General features: G+C 43.2%; 18 protein-coding genes. 13 read left to right on the forward strand and 5 right to left on the reverse strand.

The window, feature by feature from the left end:
• Nucleotides 1-296: 296 nt before the first annotated feature.
• The gene (locus H8S51_RS05115) at nt 297-701 is read left to right on the forward strand and encodes a site-specific integrase (RefSeq protein ID WP_241070909.1); all 405 of its coding nucleotides are present in this window, start codon (nt 297-299) and stop codon (nt 699-701) included.
• A gap of 217 nt (nt 702-918) precedes the next feature.
• Complete coding sequence (locus H8S51_RS05120; RefSeq protein ID WP_117922659.1) at nt 919-1,416, forward strand: CarD family transcriptional regulator; 498 nt, start codon at nt 919-921, stop codon at nt 1,414-1,416.
• Between the two features lie 1,053 nt (nt 1,417-2,469).
• Here H8S51_RS05120 and H8S51_RS05125 read toward each other — a convergent pair.
• The 5 genes from H8S51_RS05125 to H8S51_RS05145 form a co-directional block, all read right to left on the reverse strand.
• Nucleotides 2,470-3,726: a DUF4317 domain-containing protein gene (locus H8S51_RS05125; RefSeq protein WP_118210041.1), complete on the reverse strand. Its 1,257-nt coding sequence runs from the start codon at nt 3,724-3,726 to the stop codon at nt 2,470-2,472.
• Between the two features lie 114 nt (nt 3,727-3,840).
• Complete coding sequence (locus tag H8S51_RS05130; RefSeq protein ID WP_186900597.1) at nt 3,841-4,680, reverse strand: GDSL-type esterase/lipase family protein; 840 nt, start codon at nt 4,678-4,680, stop codon at nt 3,841-3,843.
• A gap of 12 nt (nt 4,681-4,692) precedes the next feature.
• A complete protein-coding gene (locus H8S51_RS05135; RefSeq protein WP_186900598.1) occupies nt 4,693-6,045 on the reverse strand; it encodes an MBOAT family O-acyltransferase in 1,353 nt (450 codons plus the stop codon).
• Nucleotides 6,046-6,074: 29 nt separating this feature from the next.
• A complete protein-coding gene (locus tag H8S51_RS05140) occupies nt 6,075-6,983 on the reverse strand; it encodes an RsiV family protein (RefSeq protein WP_186900599.1) in 909 nt (302 codons plus the stop codon).
• Complete coding sequence (locus H8S51_RS05145) at nt 6,980-7,489, reverse strand: RNA polymerase sigma factor (RefSeq protein ID WP_330414640.1); 510 nt, start codon at nt 7,487-7,489, stop codon at nt 6,980-6,982. Before H8S51_RS05145 ends, H8S51_RS05140 begins: the two co-directional genes overlap by 4 nt.
• Nucleotides 7,490-7,817: 328 nt before the next feature.
• On the opposite strand from H8S51_RS05145, the gene H8S51_RS05150 reads away from it, so the two are divergent.
• From H8S51_RS05150 to hemZ, 11 genes are all read left to right on the forward strand, one after another.
• A complete protein-coding gene (locus H8S51_RS05150; protein WP_186900600.1) occupies nt 7,818-8,309 on the forward strand; it encodes a GNAT family N-acetyltransferase in 492 nt (163 codons plus the stop codon).
• A gap of 21 nt (nt 8,310-8,330) precedes the next feature.
• On the forward strand, nt 8,331-9,479 hold the full coding sequence (locus H8S51_RS05155) for a tetratricopeptide repeat protein (protein ID WP_117919868.1): 1,149 nt from the start codon (nt 8,331-8,333) through the stop codon (nt 9,477-9,479).
• A 20-nt stretch (nt 9,480-9,499) separates the two neighbouring features.
• The gene (gene hflX, locus H8S51_RS05160; RefSeq protein WP_186900601.1) at nt 9,500-10,744 is read left to right on the forward strand and encodes a GTPase HflX; all 1,245 of its coding nucleotides are present in this window, start codon (nt 9,500-9,502) and stop codon (nt 10,742-10,744) included.
• 59 nt (nt 10,745-10,803) lie between these two features.
• Nucleotides 10,804-12,129, forward strand: a complete 1,326-nt coding sequence (locus H8S51_RS05165) for a dihydroorotase (RefSeq protein WP_186900602.1) — start codon at nt 10,804-10,806, stop codon at nt 12,127-12,129.
• 29 nt (nt 12,130-12,158) lie between these two features.
• Entirely contained in the window at nt 12,159-12,935 is a 777-nt protein-coding gene (locus H8S51_RS05170; RefSeq protein WP_186900603.1) for a dihydroorotate dehydrogenase electron transfer subunit, read from the forward strand.
• Nucleotides 12,935-13,843: a dihydroorotate dehydrogenase gene (locus tag H8S51_RS05175; protein ID WP_006855808.1), complete on the forward strand. Its 909-nt coding sequence runs from the start codon at nt 12,935-12,937 to the stop codon at nt 13,841-13,843. The genes H8S51_RS05170 and H8S51_RS05175 overlap by 1 nt, the downstream gene beginning before the upstream one ends.
• A 20-nt stretch (nt 13,844-13,863) precedes the next feature.
• Nucleotides 13,864-16,107 carry a DUF5722 domain-containing protein gene (locus tag H8S51_RS05180; protein WP_186900604.1) on the forward strand — a complete coding sequence of 748 codons (2,244 nt, stop codon included), beginning with the start codon at nt 13,864-13,866 and terminating at the stop codon, nt 16,105-16,107.
• A gap of 24 nt (nt 16,108-16,131) precedes the next feature.
• Nucleotides 16,132-17,094, forward strand: coding sequence for a GNAT family N-acetyltransferase (locus H8S51_RS05185; protein ID WP_186900605.1), 963 nt, complete (start codon nt 16,132-16,134; stop codon nt 17,092-17,094).
• Nucleotides 17,095-17,175: 81 nt separating this feature from the next.
• Nucleotides 17,176-19,488, forward strand: coding sequence for a RelA/SpoT family protein (locus H8S51_RS05190; protein ID WP_015521218.1), 2,313 nt, complete (start codon nt 17,176-17,178; stop codon nt 19,486-19,488).
• Between the two features lie 104 nt (nt 19,489-19,592).
• The gene (locus H8S51_RS05195; protein ID WP_186900606.1) at nt 19,593-20,222 is read left to right on the forward strand and encodes an MBL fold metallo-hydrolase; all 630 of its coding nucleotides are present in this window, start codon (nt 19,593-19,595) and stop codon (nt 20,220-20,222) included.
• Between the two features lie 15 nt (nt 20,223-20,237).
• The gene (gene hemZ, locus H8S51_RS05200) at nt 20,238-21,758 is read left to right on the forward strand and encodes a coproporphyrinogen dehydrogenase HemZ (protein ID WP_186900607.1); all 1,521 of its coding nucleotides are present in this window, start codon (nt 20,238-20,240) and stop codon (nt 21,756-21,758) included.
• Nucleotides 21,759-21,923: the final 165 nt, after the last annotated feature.

The following is a 21,923-nucleotide window of genomic DNA, read 5'->3' on the forward strand; positions in this document are numbered from 1 at the left end:
AATTTAATATAATTGTCTGCCATGTGCAGATAGTGTACAGTCTTTTTACCCATTTGGACTGTACGAACAAGACGGACTGCCGTTTCATGAGAATATCATGAGACGGCAGTTTTTTTGATTCATAAGATATTACGTCCTATGAATCAAAAAGCCCTCCGGGCGGGATGCGCATCTCGCGGAGAAGAAGTTAGCTGTAAACAGCACCGCTCGAGCGCAAAAGAGTCACAAGCGACTCTTTATTTTGTGATAATTTTATTTCTTATGGAAAAACTATTAGAAATATGGAGGATTATCATATGAAACGATCAGAAATGTATGAGGAATATTTAAAACAAAGTGAGCTGTCAGAACATACCAGACAGGTATATCTGAGGGAGGCAGAAAAATTTATCCGGTACTTAAATGGAAAGGAAGTTACAAAAGAAAGGACACTGCTATATAAACAGAAATTGCAGGATGAGAATCTGGCACCTGCAACGATAAATCTTTACGTGATTGCGGTAAACAGGTATTTAAGATATTTAGAGTGTGAACAGGCATCCATAAAGACATTGAAAGTGCAAAAAAAGAACAGCGTGGAAAATGTCATTAACCGGAAAGAATATCAGGAATTGTTAGATTATGCCAAAAGCAGTGGCAGAAAAAATATTACTATATCAAAAACGGGCGGCATAAAATTTTGTGCCGCCCGTTTTATGTAAAATATGACTAATAAAGTACAGTATCATGTGCTATAGTTTTCACAAAAATAAACGTTGAACGCTTATTTTGCTGACTTTTTGGGAAAAATAATGATATAGTTAAATAGTGGTATGATATAAAAAATATCAGGTATGAAATACCAGGTAAATATAAGATAGAAAAAATACCTGTAGATGATCATTTAAATTTGAAACCAGGGAAAGGAGAATCAAAAGAATGTTTGAAATCGGAGAATATGTTGTGTGTGGCGCAAAAGGTGTCTGTCAGATCAAAGATATTACCCATATCGATATTTCGGGAGCGGACCAGGAACGTTTGTATTATGTTTTAGCACCGGTCGGGGATTCGAATGGGACTGTCTATGTACCTACGGACAGCGAGAAAATTGTAATGCGTAGGACGATTTCAAAGGAAGAGGCAGAAAAGCTGATTGAGGAAATGCCCCGGATAGAACTTTTGTGGGTGCCTGATGATAAACAACGCGAGGCAAAATATAAAGAAGCACTCCGGACATGTGATTATCATGCATGGGTCAGCATTGTAAAGACATTGTATAAGCGTAAAAAAGAGCGGATCGCGCAGGGCAAAAAAGTGACTGCGGTAGATGAACGTTATATGAAAGTGGCAGAGAATGAACTGTATGGAGAGCTTTCTCTGACGCTCGGTGTACCGCGGGAGAAAATGGAAGATTATATTAAAGAACGGCTTTCATGAAAGAAAACTGCCCATCAAATGCTGGTTTGTTGGACTATGGGTTCCCCGGTGAATGGTGGTTCCGGGGTTTTCGATTGGCAAATTGCATCAAGCCGGGACTGTTTTGTTTCCGTTGTCCGAAAATAAGTCAATCTAAGGCTGCCTGGTATAGGTTGTGGCGGAGTGACGTGTGCGTCTTAAACGCCCCGTCCGGGGGCATTAAGACTTGTGCTGCCGTCCGTGGCAGCACAACACTGTGTTACGGACAGGCAGTCTAAGATTGACTAATTTTCTCCCAAAGTCACAAAACAGGTCCCGGCTTGATGCGATTTGCCAGCCGCAAGGCTGTGAACCACCCTTCGCCGGGGAACTCATTTTACAACCTTGGAAGTGCGTAAATTTTTAGTGTTTTGTGTCTGAATCTGATTAAAAAATATTTCCAAATAACTAGATTCAATAATTTATTATTTGTTTGATAACACTGGTAAAAACATCGATATATACCACTATGCCCATATTTATTGCCATACACATTTGAAAAAATATTCTGCGTTATTAATCTGGCAATTTACGAAAAATTTCATGTAATACAATGCAGCAGCTGAAAATTTTGGAAAGTCATCAGGCTAAATATTAATGATACAGCACATTAGAATTTTAAGCATATTTTCATTCGTGCGAATATCAAAAATCCACACCTACGCCCCCCGATTTTGAGATGAACCGCCCACCCAAATGGTATTTCATAACCTGGAGGCTGGCATCTTGCGCAAAGCCGAAGCTGATTTTGTGACTTTGGGAGAAAATTAGAAAATCTTGGTGTGCCTGTCTATACATAGTGATGTTCTGCCACGGATGGCAGAACAAGGCAGCATCGAGTCATGGATGACTCGTTGTTGCCGGTCACGTCACTCCGAGAAAATCTAATTCAGGCATACCTAGACTTTTCTTATTTTCGTACAACGGAACAAAAATTACTCCGGCTTTGCGCAAGATGCCACTCACAAGCCTACGATACACCATTTGGGGAGATGATTTATTTCATAAACAAACCAGCATTTGTCAGAAAGGCTATCAGATCGTTGTATTCACACCATTAACGGCAGCATGCTCGTCCTCATCCATTGGAATAACAAGGCATTTCTGACCGTCGATAACCTGAGAGTGGATCTGATCGACTTTTTCCGGTTTGACGCGCAGAATGACATCATAGGTTTTGACTGCCGGGACATCGTCCTCATCAGATTCTCCGACTGGAAGGGCACGTGTTTCTTCTAACTGTTGTTTCAGATTTTCAACCTGTTGTACCAGTTCTAATTTTTCTTTACGTTTTGCATTTGCTTCTACCAGTTTCGGATCTACTAAATGTTCTGCGACCGGGACTTCTTCTCCAAATACATTTTCATAGGTCTGTTCGATCACAGCTGCCTGTTCTTCGGTCACACCGCTCTCTGCGAGTACGGAAGAGATTGTGCTCTTTGTGACAGGAACCGGTTCCGGTTCTGGTTCATCTTCTAAAGCGACAGGGATCAGGTCATTTAAATTATCCTGAATATCCATGAAGATAGCATCACTTTCATCATCATCTTCCCCGATAACTTCTTTTACAATGCTCTGGAAAGTAAGTTTCTGCTCGGTAGCAGTAAATTTAGAACCGCAGCCGAGACCGGATTCCATAAATTCAGAGTGAGGTGTCTTGGTATCTCTGGTGTAAAACATGACAGAGTGGATATCAGTACTTCGGTCAGTAAATGCAGGAAATACAAACCCGGTGTCCGGTGCGCCTACAACCCAGTCACGGATACGCGGACCGATACGGTTTTCATCCTCACGGTAGCCAAGACCCGGTTTTGTCAGGTTGACCGGACAGATCGCGCAGAGCAGGTATTCGTAAACTTCCTCCGATTCGTCTAATTTATTATTGTCTGATGTTTTTGTCATGACGTCATAGGCATCATGGAATACAAGGATCAGATAATTTCCCACGTAGTCGTAACTGTCGATGACGAGATCATAAAATGCATCCATCAGATCATCATTTTTTAAGGCACTCTCACGAAGTCCCATTAAAAACTGCTGTCTGCCGCCGGCAGCTTCCTCCGCGGTTGGAAATTCCAGCTCTAAAAGGTTATTCCCGATCGTGCCGGACATTACTTTTTTGGCAATCTCTAAGTATTTGTAAAATTCCTCATCTTCCAGATTTAAAAATGTCTCCCCGAAAGAAGTTACCTTATTGTGGTCGGCATCCACATAGCAGCCGCACAGTCTTGTAAAAGTGCAGGCATCTTTCTTAAAACGCCGTTTTAATTCTAAAATATCTTTTTTGTTCATAAATCTATATCTCCGTTTCTGAGGGGATGCCATACAAAAGATAGCGCAGGCTGTTTCATGTCCCCGTAATCTGCAGGAAATATTATAACGAAATTTTAAAACCGGTGCAAGGGGTTATGATTTCCCGTCACAGACAACGGCGTGCTCCATTAACCAGTCACACCATACTGCGTAGTATTTTCCGAGGGGATGCGCATTATCATTGCTGTACTGTGTGCCGAGATTGCCGTTTGCATCGTCAAAAAGTTCATTGATGTCCAGATAATAAATGGTCCGTTGATCGGCTAATGTCGAAATTTTTTGATTAAAGGCGTTGATATTGGCATTATTGAATGTCTTATCCGAGTCTGAGCGCTGTGCAGTCACATGAAGATTTGCTTCCACATAAATGATCGCATCCGGCTGCATGGTTTGCAGAAAATTTACAAACGACGCATATTTTTCAAATGTCTGTGTGACATCGTAGCCAAGTTCATTAATGCCGAGCATCAGATATATTTTATGATAGGTATGGCTGGCTAAAAGATCAGAGATACTGACCTTTCCGATACCGTCCACCATAATTTTTTTGTTTTCCAGATCATAGATACTGAGACCCGAATCACAATAAAAGGTGGCATTGCCCAACGTACCATATTCTTTTAATCCGACGGTGCGGGAATCACCGATCATTAAAGCGTCATCGAAATAATCTGCATCAACAGTGGTCATTTCTGTCATCGGAACTTCTGTGTCCGGGATATCCTGCCGGTCTGTATTGTCAGATGGCGTACCGGAAGTGTCCGATGGTGTCGTGGTGTCCTGTTTTTGTGCGGCGGAGACAGAAGACACGGACAAGGAAGTATTTTTGGCTGCATTTATGTTTAACGTTACATATAAGTAAATGAGTGGAATCAGAAGGCAGCTTATCAAAAAGAAAAAATAAAACAATATGGCAGATATTTTTTTTCGCATAGTGTTCCTTCGTTAAAATCTGAAATATAAAAATGGGTCATTAGAGCCAACGTAAATACAGTAAACAGAAGACCAGAAAATTGCCAGATAGACAAAAATTTCTGGCACAGAACCCCTGATTTTTTTTAAAAAGCGGACCGGAAGCCTTGTAGAAAAAAGGAAGCCGGCAGGGATGATAAAGCGGAAATCATTTAAATTTTTCCAGAAATCATTCACATAAATAATGGCATCATCGGCGGAAAAAAATGGAAATAATTTCCGGGTGTAGACTTCGATACTGCCGGGATCACTGATTCCAAAAAGCATCCACGACAATGGGATCAGAACTGCCATATAAAGATGTCCGGCCAGCGCGTATCGGTCCGTCAATTTTTTTAACAGCAGTTTTTCTGTCAATACAATGACGAACAGGGAAAATCCCCACAGAATAAAATGAAATTCTGTGCCATGCCAGATTCCGGTAAGTATCCACACGACAAGCAGGTTGCGGATCCATTTGCAGGTACCTGTGCGGTTGCCGCCAAGTGGAATATAGATGTAGGTCTGAAACCATTGTCCAAGTGTAATATGCCAGCGCCGCCAGAATTCTGTCATGCTTGTGGAGAGATAGGGGTGCATAAAGTTTATGGGAAGCTTAAAACCAAGCATTCTGCCCAGACCTGCTGCCATCAGGGAATAACCATAAAAATCAAAGTAAATCTGGAAAGAATATGCATAGATTCCAAGCCATGCAAGCGGTGTGGAGATACTTTCATATCCGATCGTGCCAACATTTGCCCACAGACTGCCAAACTGATTCGCCAGAATCGCTTTTAAGCCAAGTCCCCGGATAAAAAGTTTCATACCCTCCGCCAGATTTTCGGGCAGAAAGCGTCTTGCGCTGTGAAGCTGCCTGCGCAGCATCTCATACGGGGTAATTGGTCCGGAAATTAATTTTGGGAACATGCTGATGTAAGTACCGAATGTCACAAAATCCCGTTCCGGTAAAATACGTCCGTAATAGATATCAAAAAGATATGCAGTCAGCTGGAACGTATAAAAACTGATTCCGAGCGGCAGAGATAAATGTCTGGAATATTTAAACAAAAACAACCATAAAAAATCGAAAAAAATAACTTTTGTCAAAAAGAGTTTCTTTTTTCTTGAATTGTGTATCTGATAAAGGCAGATTCCAAACACATAATTGAGATAGGTCAGAACCATTAATAGAAACAGTGCATATGGCTGTTTGATCACCCCGATTGCATAAAACAATACGCTCCCTGCAAAGAGCGTATTGTTTCTGAAAGCAGCAGGTGTGACATAATAGGCAAACAGAAATAATGGCAAAAAAATAAAAATAAAGTTGAGACTGCTGAATACCATGCCAGAATCCTTTACTACATAGACATTTCTTATTTTAAAATATCGGCGATCGCATCGTGTGGGATCGTAAATTCTACAACACCCATAGACATTGGACCGACATCGCCCTCGTTGAAGCTGATGACGAGATTTCCGTCAGCATTAACATAGAAGGAAGTATCATCGTTAATGGAGGTAAAGTTCCATTCAGGAACTTCTGTATCATCCAGCCAGTAGGAGACATTTTCGTCGGCATCCATCTGCTCCCTCATCTGTGATTTGATGTTTTCGCTGATCGGGGTGATATAGTCAGATCCCTCTTTAAAAAGATCTTTTAACGCAAGGCGTTCCCCGGTCTTTAAATCAATCGTGTAATAATAATCCATCTCATAACCGCTGCCGGCAGCCTGATAACACATCAGTTTTAAGGTAAAATAGTCGTCAGTTGTGTTGATGACCTCATGTTTGATCATGACATCCTGATAACCTTCGTTGTTCATATTCTGTTTGAACTCTGCGATCAGGCTGTCACTGATCTTTTCAATCTCTGCATTGATCTCATCGGTTGATTTCTTTAAATTTTCCCCAACCGGGTCTTCCGTTGTATTTTCAGTGGAAGCGACAGTTTCCGGTACCAGTTTTGGAACATTGACATCGGCGTTGTTTTTGTCACTGCTGTACTGGTAATCGCGGAATGTGACAACCTCGATCAGATTTCCAAGCAGCGGGATCTGTTCCATCGCATAGGCGACACGCGGTGAAGTATTTGGCAGGATGACAAACGCTGCGATCGCTGCGGCAGCGCCAACCCAGATTCTTGTGATAATGGTTTTATTGTGTTTGTTCTTCTTCTCGGCTTTCGCCTGATTCATTTTTTCTTTCATTTTTATGATCTCCTTTTCGGGCATTTGCAAGGTGTCATAGGATTTTTTTAATTCATAAAAATCATTTGTGTTCATTCGGTTACCTCCATTTTCAGTTTTAACTTCTGCATACTGCGGTACAGACGGCTTTTTATGGTATTGACATTTTCATTTAAGACGCGGGCGATATCTTCGATTTTTAAGTCCTCGAAATACCGAAGTTCCACGATCGCCTTATCCTCCGGGGACAAAGAATCAAGCGCAGTTCTAAGATCTAAGTCCTGATACTGGTCCGGTTTTCCCTCTGCGATCAGTGAATCCTCGTAAGAAATGGTATCCGGCCGCTTTAAATGATGAAAAATCTCATTTAACATGATGCGGTAAATCCAGGTCGCCGCATATTCCGGCTGCCTTAGGGAAGCACTGTTTTTGATCGCCAGATAAGCGCCGTTTTGTACGATGTCACTTGCATCGTCTGGATTATGTACATAGCTGTATGCAAGATGATAGTAGCGGTTGTAATTTTCAAGCAGTAATCGTTCAATGAGTTCGTCATTGGATTCTGCAGTAAGTTTTTTTTCTTTTCCGGAAAAGAATTTCAAGATCAGATCCTCCTTTGCAAATATTTGATTCTTTCGAATCATCTGACTATTAGATACAGCATAGTCATAAAAAGTTTCAAATACAATGCAAAATATCAAAAAGGTATGGTATAATGTGCGTAAGCATTGAGCAGTGCCAACGAAGTGAACAATAAAAAATGACTGCTTGCAGGCACTTTTTTATTGTTTGCTTCGTTGATAGGGCGAAAGCCCGTCAGTCCGGAAAATCTCTGATTTTACGGACGTGCACTGCGGACAGGAGTGCAGCCAAATGATAAAAAATGACTGCTTGCAGGCACTTTTTAAGAAATAATGGAGACACACAACAATGGACATAAGATTAGCAACAATAAATGATATAGATGCGATCACGGAAATGGAGAGACAGTGCTTTCCACCGGAAGAAGCAGCAGAAAAAGACTCTTTTGAGAAAAGACTGATCGTATTTCCGAATCATTTTTGGTTACTGGAGGACTCTGGAAAAATAGTGAGCATGATCAATGGAATGACGACCAATATTCCGATTTTGCGGGATGAGATGTTTGAGGATGCCACGATGCACATGGAAGATGGGCAGTGGCAGATGATCTTTGGAGTGGCAACGCTGCCGGCATATCAGAAGATGGGATGTGCGTCAAAGCTCATGGAGCATGTGGTTGAGGACGTGAAAGCACAGGGACGCAAAGGAATTGTTTTGACATGTAAAGAAAGTCTTATTCCATTTTATGAGAAATTTGGTTATATTAATGAAGGAAAGTCCATGTCAAAACATGGGGGAGCCGTGTGGTATGATATGCGGCTGGTGTTTGAAGAATTATAGAGAAAAGGAATTAATATAGAGATGAAGAAACACAGATTGCCGTATATGGTTGCAGGGGCAGTGCTGTTTGCTGCACTTTTTACCGGATGCACCAATGAGCGTTTAGAGGACGAACTGGATTTCCGCAAGATCGGGATTAACAGTATGCAGTCCGGTGACTATGAGGGGGCAGTTGCAGCTTTTAACAGTGCACTTTCCCAGTGTGTAGGTAAGATCACAGATACCGAGTTAGATATCTGTTACTACAAGGCAGCGGCACAGTATGCCGGAGGAGATATTGAGGGAGCACTTGCAACTTACCAGGCGATGATCGATTATGATGGGAAGAATGGAAATGCCTATTACCTGCATGGATGTCTGAGTTTAAAACAGCAGGATACAGATACAGCAAAAAAAGATTTTGCAAATGCAGTGAAATATAACCCGGATGATTATGAATTGTATGTTGGGATTTATGAGAACCTTGCCGCTAATAATATGACTGACGAAGGGGAAGAGTATTTAAACAGGGCTTTTGATATCAAAGGCAATTCTGCAGAAAATCTGACCTGGCGAGGCAGGATTTATTATCTTCTTGGTCAGTATGCAAATGCAGTTAAAGAGTTAGAAGAAGCAGTGAAAAAAGACAGTGCCAAGGCAAATCTCTATCTTGCACAGGTCTATGAAGCTGAGGAAGATTCTGCGAATGCAGAGAAGTATTATCAGGCATATGTGGACAGTGGTACGGCTGATTCGATTGCAATGAATGCACTTGCCGAGATCCAGATGGGAAAAGGCAACTATGAGGCAGCTTTAGAGGATATCAGACAGGGACTTGCGATGGATAATGTTACGAACCAGCAGGAACTTCTGTCAAATCAGATCATTGCTTATGAATATAGTGGAGATTTTACATCCGCATGGGATGTTGTCCAGCAGTATGTTTCGCTTTATCCGGATGATGAGGCGGCACAGAGAGAATATATTTTCTTAAAGAATCGTCAGAGTACGGATGAGAGCAGTAACACAGAATCTACAGAGGAAAGTGCTGCAGGAGATAGTTCCACAGCAGATAGCCCAGCAGAGAATGTCACAGGAGATAGTTCCACAGCAGATGGCTCAGCAGAAAATGCCACAGGAGATAGTTCCGCAGAGGATAGTTCTTCACAGGATACGGGAAGTCAGAATTAAAAACAGCAAGGGAGGAACAAATGCCAGAACCCATTAAAATAGAAGAGGTAAAAGAACGCGTCATCTTAGTAGGTGTCAGTGAACAGGAGGGAGACGATGCGGAGGATTCTGTTGCAGAGTTAGCAGAACTCGTTAAGACTGCCGGAGCGGTTACCGTTGGAACTCTGATCCAGAAACGCGAACTGATCCATCCGGGCACCTATGTCGGAACCGGAAAAGTTCAGGAGATCGCAGACATGATCGCAGAGCTGGGGGCAACAGGTATTGTCTGTGATGATGAGCTGTCACCGGCACAGCTTAAAAACTTAGAGCAGATGTTAGACACGAAGGTCATGGACCGGACACTTATTATTCTTGATATTTTTGCGGCGCGGGCGACAACAAGTGAAGGAAAGATCCAGGTTGAGTTAGCGCAGTTAAAATACAGACTCAGCCGTCTGACCGGACTTGGCAGGTCAATGTCAAGGCTTGGTGGTGGTATCGGTACAAGAGGACCGGGTGAGAAAAAGTTAGAGATGGACAGGCGTCTTATCAAAGACCGCATCGCCCAGTTGAACCGCGAATTAAAAGAAGTGCGTAAACACCGCGAGATCACGCGTGCCCAGAGAGAAAAGAAACAGATACCTGTGGCTGCGATTGTCGGATACACCAATGCAGGAAAGTCAACACTGTTAAATCACTTAACAGGCGCGGGCGTGTTAGAGGAAGATAAGCTGTTTGCTACTTTAGATCCGACAACGCGTGTCTTAGAACTGCCGGGCAGACAGGAAATTCTTCTGACGGACACGGTCGGTTTTATCCGGAAGCTGCCACATCATCTGATCGAAGCGTTTAAGAGTACTTTAGAGGAAGCAAAATATGCGGACTATATTCTGCATGTGGTGGATGCCTCCAATCCACAGCGCGATAAGCAGATGCATATCGTGTATGACACACTTTACCAGCTCGATATCAAAGAAAAAACGATCATAACGCTGTTTAACAAACAGGATCAGGTAACAGACGGGGAACCGTTACGTGATTTTAAGGCGGATCATACATTAGCGATCTCTGCGAAAGAGGAAACCGGTTTAGAGGAGTTAAAAGAGCTTTTCTGCACGTTACTGCGTGATAATAAGATATTGGTGGAGCGCACGATCGCTTATCAGGATGCGGGAATTTTGCAGCAGATCAGGAAAAGCGGGGAACTTTTAGAAGAAGAGTACCGGCCGGATGGCATTTTTATCCGCGCCTATGTCACACCGGAGATCTATGGAAGTTTATAGGTAAAATAAAGTTGGAATTTTAACAGAAGCATGAGAATGTGCTTCGGAATGGAGAAATTATGACAATATTAATTCAAAATGGACAGGTGATCAATCCTGCTACAGGGATGAATGAGGTTGCGGATGTATTTGTGGAAAATGGTGTTGTTTCTAAGATCGCAAAGGGGATCAAAGATAAGGCAGACAAAAAGATCAATGCAAAGGGATGTTTTGTCATGCCTGGATTCATTGACATGCATGTGCATTTACGCGATCCGGGATTTGAGGATAAGGAAACGATCGAGACAGGCTGCCGGGCAGCAGCACATGGCGGATACACGACGATCCTTGCAATGCCTAATACCAAACCGGTCGTTGACAATCCGGATGTTGTAAACTATGTGCATAATAAAGCAAAAACGGTCGGACTTGTAAATGTATTACAGGTGGGTGCCGTGACAAAAAATCAGGAAGGAAAAGAACTTGCGGATATTGAGGGAATGGTAAAGGCTGGAATCCCTGCAATCAGTGAGGACGGAAAATCCGTCATGAATGCCCAGTTATACCGCGAGGCGATGGAAAAAGCTGCAAAATTGGGCATTGTGGTACTTGCACATTGTGAGGATAAAAATCTTGTCAATGGCGGAGTCATGAACGAGGATGAGCACGCAAGGGAGCTTGGGTTAAAGGGAATCACCAATTCCGTAGAAGATATCATTGTTGCAAGAGATATCATGCTAAGCCACGACACCGGGGCAAAACTTCATTTATGTCATTGCTCGACGGAAGATTCCGTCATGATGGTCGATCTTGCAAAGCAGAAGAATGTAAAAGTTACCGCAGAAGTATGTCCGCATCATTTTACACTGACTTCGGATGATATACGCAAGATCGCACCGGAAATGGATGTGGAAAAGAATGTGATCGCTGCGGATGCGGATGCAGATACCAATTTCAAGATGAATCCTCCGCTTCGTACCAAAAAAGACGTGGAGGCATTAAGAGTGGGACTTCGTGACAATATTATGGATGTTATTTCTACCGATCATGCACCGCATACATTTGCAGATAAAAATACATCCATGAAAAATGCACCGTTTGGAATCGTAGGTCTTGAGACGGCTGCATGCCTGACTTATACAGAACTTGTACTTGGCGGTTATCTGACACCAATGCAGATGGCAGAAAAAATGAGCTACAATCCGGCAAAGATCGTTGGAATCGATAAGGGTGATATTGCACCGGGAAAGACAGCAGATATTGTGATCTTTGATCCAAATGAGACTTATAAGATTGATAAAAATAAATTTGCCAGCAAAGGAAGAAATACACCGTTTGACGGCAGAACCGTGACCGGAAAAGTAAAAATGACGATCGTTGGCGGTCACATTGTATATGAAGAATAAGAAAAGCGGTTAATAAAAGGAGAAAATTCATGCAGACAAAGGGTACAAAATTTGAGGAAACTGCGATCATCATCCGGCAGGAAGAGATCGCGGACGATATTTACAGTATGTGGCTGCGCACAGAGCACATCGCAGCACATGCAAAAGCAGGACAGTTTGTTTCTGTCTACTGCAATGAGGGAAGCAGACTGCTTCCAAGACCGATTAGTATCTGTGAGATCGACAGAAAGGACGGTGCGATCCGTCTGGTATACCGTGTGGCAGGAAAAGGAACCGCAGAATTTTCCGGCATGCGCACCGGTATGCAGTTAAAAGTGGTAGGACCGCTTGGAAATGGATTCCCACAGAAAAACAAAAAGGCATTTCTGATCGGTGGAGGAATCGGAATCCCGCCAATGTTAGAACTCGCAAAAGAGTTAGACTGCGAGAAAAAGATCGTGCTTGGATTCAGGGATGAACTGTTTTTATTAGAGGATTTCCGGAATCGCGGACAGATCTATATTGCAACGGAGGATGGCAGTGCCGGAACAGAGGGAAATGTACTTGATGCGATCCGTGAGAACGGACTGGATGCAGACATCATTTATGCCTGTGGACCAACCCCGATGCTGCGTGCAATCAAAGAATATGCCGCAGAGCAGAACATCGAGTGCTGGATTTCCATGGAAGAGCGCATGGCATGCGGTATCGGAGCCTGTCTTGCCTGCGTGTGCAAGTCAAAAGAAAAAGATGCACACAGCAATGTAAAAAATAAGAGAATCTGTAAAGAGGGACCGGTATTTCTTGCACAGGAGGTAGAATTCTGATGAACATGAAAGTAGATTTATGTGGAGTGACATTAAATAATCCGGTCATGACTGCGTCCGGAACGTTTGGCGCCGGGGAAGAATATTCGGAGTTTGTGGATTTAAACCGTCTTGGTGCTGTTGTGACAAAGGGTGTTGCCAATGTACCGTGGGAAGGAAACCCGACACCGCGTGTGGCTGAGGTATACGGGGGCATGTTAAATGCGATCGGACTTCAGAATCCGGGTATTGATCTTTTCATTGAGCGCGATATTCCTTTCTTAAAGAAATATGATACCAGAATTGTGGTCAATGTATGTGGACATACAACGTCGGAATACATAGAAGTTGTGGACAGACTTGCAGACCAGCCGGTCGATCTTTTAGAGATCAATATTTCCTGTCCGAATGTAAAAGAGGGCGGAATTGCCTTTGGACAGAATCCAAAGATGGTTGAAGATATCACAAGAGAGATCAAGGCGCATGCAAAACAGCCTGTCATCATGAAACTTTCACCGAATGTAACAGACATCACGGAGATGGCGCGTGCGGCAGAAGCCGGCGGTGCGGACGGTTTATCGTTGATCAACACGCTGACAGGAATGAAGATCGATATCCACAGACGCACGTTTGCACTGGCAAACAGAACGGGCGGCATGTCAGGTCCTGCCGTGCATCCGGTTGCAGTGCGCATGGTATATCAGACCGCACAGGCGGTAAATATCCCGATCGTTGGTATGGGCGGGATCATGAATGCAGATGATGCGATCGAGATGATCCTTGCGGGAGCAACGGCAGTGTCTGTCGGAACAGCAAACTTTACCAATCCACAGGTAACCATGGAGATTGTTGACGGAATCCGCGATTATATGGAGCGTTATCAGGTAAAAGATATCAAAGAACTCGTAGGTGCAGTACACGATAGATAAATCACAGGGGAATGTAAGTTATGAAAATATTAAAAAAAATCATTTGTATCTGTCTCGTTGCAATCCTGGCAGCAGGGTTTTTTCCCGGTGCACAGACAGAGGTTTATGCAGCTGGAAAGCCGGTACAGTTAGTATCCTGTAAACTAAATTCCGGTGGCAGCAAGGTGACAGTAAAAGCAAAAGTTGCCGGAAAACAGAAAGGAATGGGAAACAAGCTTTACCTGTTTTCGGTGGACGCCAATGTAAAAGAGAATGCAAAGCTTACCGGAAAACCGGTGGCTTCGGCCAACTTTAAGAAAGGTACAGTTACATTTTCCGTAAAATATAAAAGCAGTATGCTTTGTCAGAAATTTGTGGCTGCATACAAAAAAGGGAAAAAATATGCAGCAATAAGCGGTGCACAGTACATTACCAATCCGGAAGTATTAGCATCCTACACCGGAACCGGCGTAAAGACTACCTCTAAAAAGGGACTGCAGCCGGACTGGGCAGACCATACATCCGTAAAAAAGCTTCGTACACAGCATGTTGTCTTAAACTGGTCAATTGAAGAAATTTTAAACAAAAACTGCGGAAATAAAGAGGTGTATAAATACCGCGGGAAAAAATATACATTTGACAGGGATCGTGTAAACTGGTTGCAGGATCAGGTGCGTCAGTATATTGACGATGGATCCAAAGTATATGTGATCCTGCTTCTTGGCAAAGACGCAAAAGGCCAGGCGGGCAAAATGAGTTATGGCGGTGGAAAAATATTCTCTTCCATTAAGACAACATCAGCAGCAGGATGCCGTACCTGGGAAGCATTTATGAGTTACATGGCAGAGAAATTTGGCAATGAACAGCATTTGGTGTCCGGATGGATCTTAGGAAATGAGGTTGACAGCCCTTATGACTGGAACTATGCGGGCGGAAAAAGTTTAAGTGCGTATATGGATGATTATGCGCGGGCATTCCGCATTGCATATAATGCCACAAAGAGTGTCAGCAGCCATTCAAAGGTATATATCAGCCTTGATTATAACTGGAATCAGGATGTCGATGGAGGCGGAAACAGCTTTTTCTCGACGAAGAATACACTGGACACATTTTATTCGAAACTGAAAGCGCAGGGTAAGATATGTCCAAACATTGCATATCATGCATATTCACAGGGACTTATTGAACCGAAATTCTGGGATGACTCTTTAGCAGGCAGTGGAGTGGATTCTACGATCATCACTATGAAAAACATTTCTGTTCTTACAGAATATGTGAAAAAGAAGATCGGAAAAAATGCGACGATTATGCTCGCAGAGCAGGCATTCAATTCGACACAGGGAGAAGAATTACAGGCAGCAACTTATGCGTATGCTTATTATATCAGCGAAGGAAATAAGATGATCGAATCCTTTATCTATGCGAGAGATACCGAACCGCAGTCGGATGTGGATCAGGGCTTTTACTGGGGACTTCGCGATATCAATGGCAGAGAGCGTAAAATATATAATACATTTAAAGTGATCGATTCAAAGGAGTCTTTGGATAAGACGAAGAATCTTCTCTCCTATACAGACTTAAGTTCATGGACACAGATTCCTGGAATTAAAAAGTCTACTTTTAAAAATAACCGTTCCATCAAAAACAAATGGCCGCTAGTACAGTCAACCAGCCTGTATGTGTGTCTTGCGGATGATAACTGGCAGAGAGAGACAACTTATGTCTACGACGGAAAGAAACATAAACCTGCAGTAACGGTAAAACGTAATTATACCGGAAAGACGGTTCCAAAAAAGAATTATTCCGTAAAATATCTGACAGACTGCAGGAGTATCGGAGTGCATCGTATTCAGATTAAATTAAAAGGTGATTTCCGCGGAACGATCATCCGGGAGTTTACGATCGCACCGCAGAATGCAATGCTGAATGATCTGGTGATGACGTCAAATTCTGCTACGGTAAGCTGGAATGTACCAAAGAAGACCAAAGAGCAGATTACCGGTTATATGATCCAGTATACGGATGGAGAAGGTGGTTTTTATTCGACACCGGAAAAAAATATCCATCTGATCAAGATCAAAAACAGCAATAAATTAAAATATACGATCAAGGGACTTACCAAGGGCAAACGCTATTTTGTAAGAATAACGACCTATAAAACAGTTATGGTAGATGGCAAACCAAAAGATATCATTGCCGGATGGGGATATGATGATATCAAATATGATTATGCCACAGATCCGGTCGTGCCGGAACCGGATACAGAAGAGGATACCTTAGAATAAGCGATTGAGGTAATGTGAAATACGATGCCGAAATTAAGATTTATAATAGCAGACAGACTCCCGGAGCGGGAACTGGATTATTTAAAACAGAATATCAGACCGGAACCGGATCTGAAACTGGTGGTAACAGGGAAAAATAATGCCAATCGCAGAGCAGAGTTTTCTCTGTTCCCGCCAGAAGAAAGTGTGCTCATCTCTACAGATGGGCACATTATTTCTAATATGGATCAGCTTGGAATGGCAACGCTGGGATATATCGGACCGGGCGGAGCAGAGAATGAGAGCACAGGAGAAGTACCGGACGATGTGATTACAGAAATTGGTAGTCAGAACGTGAATTGTAATGACAGCACAGATGAAGTGACGGAGGGAATCGAAGAACAGGGAATGCAGGCTGCGGTTATGTTAATCGAAGGTCTTGAGGAAGTGGATGAAACGTTTCTGTTTCGTGCGTATGAACGTAAACATGGTATTCCGTGGACGATCGTCACGACAGAACGCTGTATTGTGCGGGAAATCACACTGGATGATTTAGACGGCCTGTTTGCACTGTATGCCGGGGAGGGAATGACGGAATATTTAGACCCGCTGTATGAATACGAAAAGGAAAAAGAGTATCAGCGGTCGTATATTAACTATATGTACCGCCTTTATGGGTACGGCATGTGGGTCGTGATCGAAAAGGCGACGGGAAAACTGATCGGGCGGGTCGGGATAGAGAATCGTGAGGCGTGTGACGGTGAGCCGGAACTTGGATATATGATCGACGTATCGTATCAGAGAAAAGGATATGCAACAGAGGTCTGTCTTGCTGTGATCGGTTACGCATGGAATTTTCTTGAATTCAATAAATTAAACTGTCTGATCCAGAAAGGAAATAAAGCATCGGAATGTCTGGCAGAAAAAATGGGATTTATGTTCCGGGAGGAAATGGATCTGGACGGAAAATGCATGAAACGCTATACCATAAGCAAAAGCGGGGCATGATATCATCAATAAACGTTGCATTTTCCATAAAAATAAAATATAATATAAACTACTAAAAAAGGGATAAAGTGGGTGAGGCACATGGCGGATTTTTCATCAGAATCACTGGATCTGCAAAAAAAAGTAAAAGAAGAGGACGATAACATCAAGCCGATGAAAGAGTTTGAGAGTCCGGAAAAACTATATGACGAACTGATCGCCAGCGTGCGAAAGTATCATCCATCGACAGATATATCGCTGATCGAGAAAGCATATCATGTTGCGAGGGATGCACATGAGGGACAGGCAAGAAAGTCCGGCGAGCCATATATCATCCATCCATTGTGTGTTGCGATTATTTTAGCGGAATTAGAGCTGGATAAGGAGACGATCGTTGCAGGACTTTTACATGATGTTGTGGAAGATACTGTTATGACGGATGAACAGATCGCACAGGAGTTTGGCGATGAGGTTGCTCTTTTGGTAGATGGTGTTACAAAGCTAGGACAGCTCTCTTATGATGCGGATAAAGTGGAGGTTCAGGCAGAGAATCTTCGTAAGATGTTCCTTGCAATGGCAAAGGATATCCGTGTTATCCTGATCAAGCTTGCGGATCGTCTTCACAATATGCGTACGCTCAAATACATGACACCTGAGAAGCAGAAGGAAAAAGCGCGTGAAACGATGGATATTTACGCACCAATCGCACAGCGTCTTGGTATTTCCAAGATCAAGATCGAGCTGGACGATCTCTCACTCAAGTATTTAGAGCCGGATGCCTATTATGATCTGGTACATCAGATCGCACAGCGCAAGAGTGTCAGGGACGAATATGTACAGAAACTGGTGGAAGAAGTGCGTCAGCACATCAAAGATGCAGGAATTCCTGCACAGGTTGACGGACGTGCAAAACATTTCTTCAGTATTTACAAAAAAATGGTCAATCAGCACAAGACATTAGACCAGATTTATGATCTGTTTGCCATCCGCATCATCGTGGATTCCGTCAAGGACTGTTATGCAGCACTCGGTGTGATTCATGAGATGTATAAGCCGATTCCGGGACGGTTTAAAGACTACATTGCGATGCCTAAGCCGAACATGTACCAGTCACTCCATACGACTCTGATCGGACCGACCGGTCAGCCGTTTGAGATACAGATCCGTACCTTTGAGATGCATCGTACGGCTGAATATGGTATCGCTGCCCATTGGAAGTACAAAGAGGCAAGTAACAATGGCGGTGTGTCACAGCCAATGACCGTTACCGAAGAGGAAAAGCTGAGCTGGCTCCGTCAGATCTTAGAGTGGCAGCGCGACATGTCAGATAATAAAGAGTTCATGAGCCTGCTAAAGAGCGATCTTGACCTGTTTTCCGATACGGTATTCTGTTTTACACCGACCGGAGATGTCAAGAATCTTCCGACCGGTTCCACGCCGATCGACTTTGCTTACAGTATTCATTCCGCGGTCGGCAATAAGATGATCGGTGCAAAAGTCAACGGAAAACTGGTTCCAATCGACTACATCATTCAGAACGGTGACCGTGTGGAAGTAATCACTTCCCAGAATTCAAAGGGACCGAGCCGTGACTGGTTAAATATTGTAAAAAGCACCCAGGCGAAAAATAAGATCAATCAGTGGTTCCGCAGTGAGTTAAAAGAAGAAAATATTACACACGGCAAGGAACTTTTGATCGCATCGGCAAAATCCAAGGGAATCAATTTCCCGGATATCAATAAGCCGGAATATCAGGAGAAAATTTTAAGAAAATATGGTTTCCATGACTGGAATTCCTGCCTTGCAACGATCGGACATGGTGGTTTAAAAGAAGGTCAGATCGTAAACCGCATGTATGAGGAATACAAAAAAGACCATCTTGCGTGTATCACGGATGATGAAGTGCTTGAGACCATTGCCGAGAATAAAGATAAGGTCGTACAGAAACATTCCAAGAGCGGTATCATTGTAAAAGGACTTTATGATGTGGCAGTGCATTTTTCAAAGTGCTGCAGTCCGGTACCGGGAGACGAGATCGTTGGATTTGTAACCAGAGGCCGAGGTGTTTCCATCCATAGAACAGACTGTATCAACATTATCAATCTGTCTGATATGGAGCGTGAGCGTCTGATCGATGCCGAGTGGCAGCATGATGAAGAGTCCGGCAGCAGTGGCCTGTACCGTGCAGAGATCAAGATCTACGGCAATAACCGAACCGGTCTTCTCGTGGATATCACAAAGGTATTTACAGAGCGTGAGATCGATATTGATTCGATTCACTCCAAAACAAGCAAGCAGGGAATTGCAACAATCGATGTATCTTTCAGCACAAAGGGCAGGGAAGAACTTACAAGCGTTGTGGAGAGACTGCGGCAGATCGAGAGTATCATTGATATAGAGAGAACGACGGGCTAAAAGAACTGGTTGTCAGAAGGTTGTGGGAAACATGAACCGCATCCAGATGGGCAGCCAGTTTTTCTGTAAAGAAAAAGATTTTGTCAGACAGGAAAGGGGAAAATATGGCACCATTGAAAGTAGAACAATATGTAGTTGGTCCGGTACAGACAAACTGTTATTTTGCGATCAACGATGACACAAAAGAAGTACTGGTTATCGATCCGGGGGCAAGTGCAGATCAACTTGCCAAGAAGATTCGTCAGGAAAAGCTGACACCGATCGCAATTTTGCTGACACATGGACATTTTGACCATGCGGGTGGAGCGGAGGAACTTGCAAAACATTTTGATATCAAAATATATGCCGAGGAGCATGAAAAAGAGACCTTAGATACGCCGTCTCTCAATTTAAGCGGCTGGGAAGGTGTACAAAAGACCTATCATGCGGATGTATTTTTGCAGAATGAGCAGGAGATCGACCTTGCCGGTTTTCATATCCGTGTATTCCATACACCGGGACATACGGTGGGTGGCTGCTGCTATTATTTCCCATATCAGAATGTAGTTTTTTCCGGGGACACCCTCTTTTGCACATCGGTGGGACGCACCGATTTTCCAAAGGGCAGTGCAGCACAGATCATCCGCTCCATTAAGGAGAAACTTCTGCCGCTTCCGGATGAGACGACCGTGTACACCGGACACAATGATATTACAACGATTGGGACAGAGCGGATGTATAATCCGTATCTGTAAGTGAGAGGTTTTGGGATGATAGAAGTTTTATTAAATAAACCGGAATTTGAATATGATATTCATTCTCTGATCAAGGCATTTTTCCCGGAACAGTATGTGGGTGTGTCGGCAGAAAAAAAAGAATATGATGGAAAAATCGATATCCGCATGCAGGTACACTACGGGGAAGATACGATTCAGATCACATGGCAGGAGATCGTGCATGCAAATGAGGATGCGCAGGCAAATGAAAAACCGGGTCAGGAAGAAGTAAAAGAGATACCGGGTGAGACAATTCAGGTAGATTTTTCGGATCGCGTGCGGACGAAAAATCAGCTGAAGCAGATGCTGTACCGTATGCTCTGTGATTATACGAAACGAACACTTCCATGGGGAAACCTGACCGGAATCCGTCCAACGAAGATTCCTATGAAATTGCTGGAGGAAGAAAAAAGCCGGGAGGAGATCTACCGGTATATGAAGGATACCTATTTTGCTTCCGATGAGAAGATTGAACTTGCAACCGATATTGCAGAACGAGAAAATGCGATCTTAAAGAAAATTGATTATGACAACGGATACAGTCTTTATATCGGAATCCCGTTCTGTCCGACGACCTGCCTGTACTGCTCGTTTACATCATATCCGCTTGTAAGCTGGAAGAACCGTGTGGATGCTTATTTAGATGCACTGGAAAAAGAGATTGATTATACGGCGGCAAAGTTTTATCACAAGCATTTAAATTCCATTTATATCGGTGGCGGAACGCCGACAACATTAGAGCCTTATCAGTCAGACCGTCTGATCCGTAAAATTAAATGTAGTTTTGATTTGTCAGACTGCCTTGAGTTTACTGTGGAAGCCGGCAGACCGGACAGCATCACAAGAGAAAAATTAGAGGTGCTGCGCAAATGGGGAATCACACGAATTTCCATCAATCCGCAGACCATGCAGCAGAGAACGCTCGACCTGATCGGAAGGCGCCATTCGGTAGAACAGACTGTGGAAAGTTTTAAGATCGCAAGAGAACTTGGATTTGATGATATTAATATGGATCTCATTATGGGACTGCCGGAAGAATCTTTAGAGGATGTACGCGATACATTAGAGCAGATCATGCAGTTAAAACCGGACAATCTGACTGTTCACTCTCTGGCACTAAAACGCGCGGCGCGCTTAAATATGTTCAAGGAAGACTATAAAGATTATAAGATGGTCAACACGCAGGAACATATGGACCTGACCGCTTCCTATGCGAAGAAGATGGACCTGTTCCCTTATTATCTGTACCGCCAGAAGGGAATGGCGGGAAACCTTGAGAATGTCGGTTATGCGAAAGAAGGAAAAGCGGGAGTTTATAATATTCTGATCATGGAAGAGAAACAGACCATCGTAGCTTGCGGAGCCGGAGCTTCCACAAAACGTGTCTGGACAGAACCAAATCCGGATGGCACACATCGGATCGAACGATGCGAGAATGTCAAGGATGTCGGGCAGTATATCGAGAGAATTGATGAGATGATTGAGCGGAAGCAGAAACTTTTTGCAGAAGAATAAAAGGGTTTTTCTTCCTGAAATAGTACATCAAATGAGGGTTAGTACATCAAAAGTACATCAAAAAATTGGTCAGTGAACGACCATATAAACGCAAATTGAGACATGGAGAAGCGGTAAGGATGATTATAAATGGTGAATGTGGAGCGTTTTCTATGAAACTGATTC

It is taken from the genome of Roseburia rectibacter (genome assembly GCF_014287515.2).
GTDB classification, from domain to species: Bacteria; Bacillota; Clostridia; order Lachnospirales; family Lachnospiraceae; genus Roseburia; species Roseburia rectibacter.

Coding starts and splice junctions, on each gene's coding strand:
- H8S51_RS05185 (WP_186900605.1), top strand. CDS start 16,132: ATGCCGAAATTAAGATTTATAATAGCAGACAGACTCCCGGAGCGGGAA.
- H8S51_RS05150 (WP_186900600.1), top strand. CDS start 7,818: ATGGACATAAGATTAGCAACAATAAATGATATAGATGCGATCACGGAA.
- hemZ (WP_186900607.1), top strand. CDS start 20,238: ATGATAGAAGTTTTATTAAATAAACCGGAATTTGAATATGATATTCAT.
- H8S51_RS05125 (WP_118210041.1), bottom strand. CDS start 3,726: ATGAACAAAAAAGATATTTTAGAATTAAAACGGCGTTTTAAGAAAGAT.
- H8S51_RS05140 (WP_186900599.1), bottom strand. CDS start 6,983: ATGAACACAAATGATTTTTATGAATTAAAAAAATCCTATGACACCTTG.
- H8S51_RS05180 (WP_186900604.1), top strand. CDS start 13,864: ATGAAAATATTAAAAAAAATCATTTGTATCTGTCTCGTTGCAATCCTG.
- H8S51_RS05170 (WP_186900603.1), top strand. CDS start 12,159: ATGCAGACAAAGGGTACAAAATTTGAGGAAACTGCGATCATCATCCGG.
- H8S51_RS05120 (WP_117922659.1), top strand. CDS start 919: ATGTTTGAAATCGGAGAATATGTTGTGTGTGGCGCAAAAGGTGTCTGT.
- H8S51_RS05115 (WP_241070909.1), top strand. CDS start 297: ATGAAACGATCAGAAATGTATGAGGAATATTTAAAACAAAGTGAGCTG.
- H8S51_RS05135 (WP_186900598.1), bottom strand. CDS start 6,045: ATGGTATTCAGCAGTCTCAACTTTATTTTTATTTTTTTGCCATTATTT.
- hflX (WP_186900601.1), top strand. CDS start 9,500: ATGCCAGAACCCATTAAAATAGAAGAGGTAAAAGAACGCGTCATCTTA.
- H8S51_RS05130 (WP_186900597.1), bottom strand. CDS start 4,680: ATGCGAAAAAAAATATCTGCCATATTGTTTTATTTTTTCTTTTTGATA.
- H8S51_RS05175 (WP_006855808.1), top strand. CDS start 12,935: ATGAACATGAAAGTAGATTTATGTGGAGTGACATTAAATAATCCGGTC.
- H8S51_RS05195 (WP_186900606.1), top strand. CDS start 19,593: ATGGCACCATTGAAAGTAGAACAATATGTAGTTGGTCCGGTACAGACA.
- H8S51_RS05155 (WP_117919868.1), top strand. CDS start 8,331: ATGAAGAAACACAGATTGCCGTATATGGTTGCAGGGGCAGTGCTGTTT.
- H8S51_RS05190 (WP_015521218.1), top strand. CDS start 17,176: ATGGCGGATTTTTCATCAGAATCACTGGATCTGCAAAAAAAAGTAAAA.
- H8S51_RS05165 (WP_186900602.1), top strand. CDS start 10,804: ATGACAATATTAATTCAAAATGGACAGGTGATCAATCCTGCTACAGGG.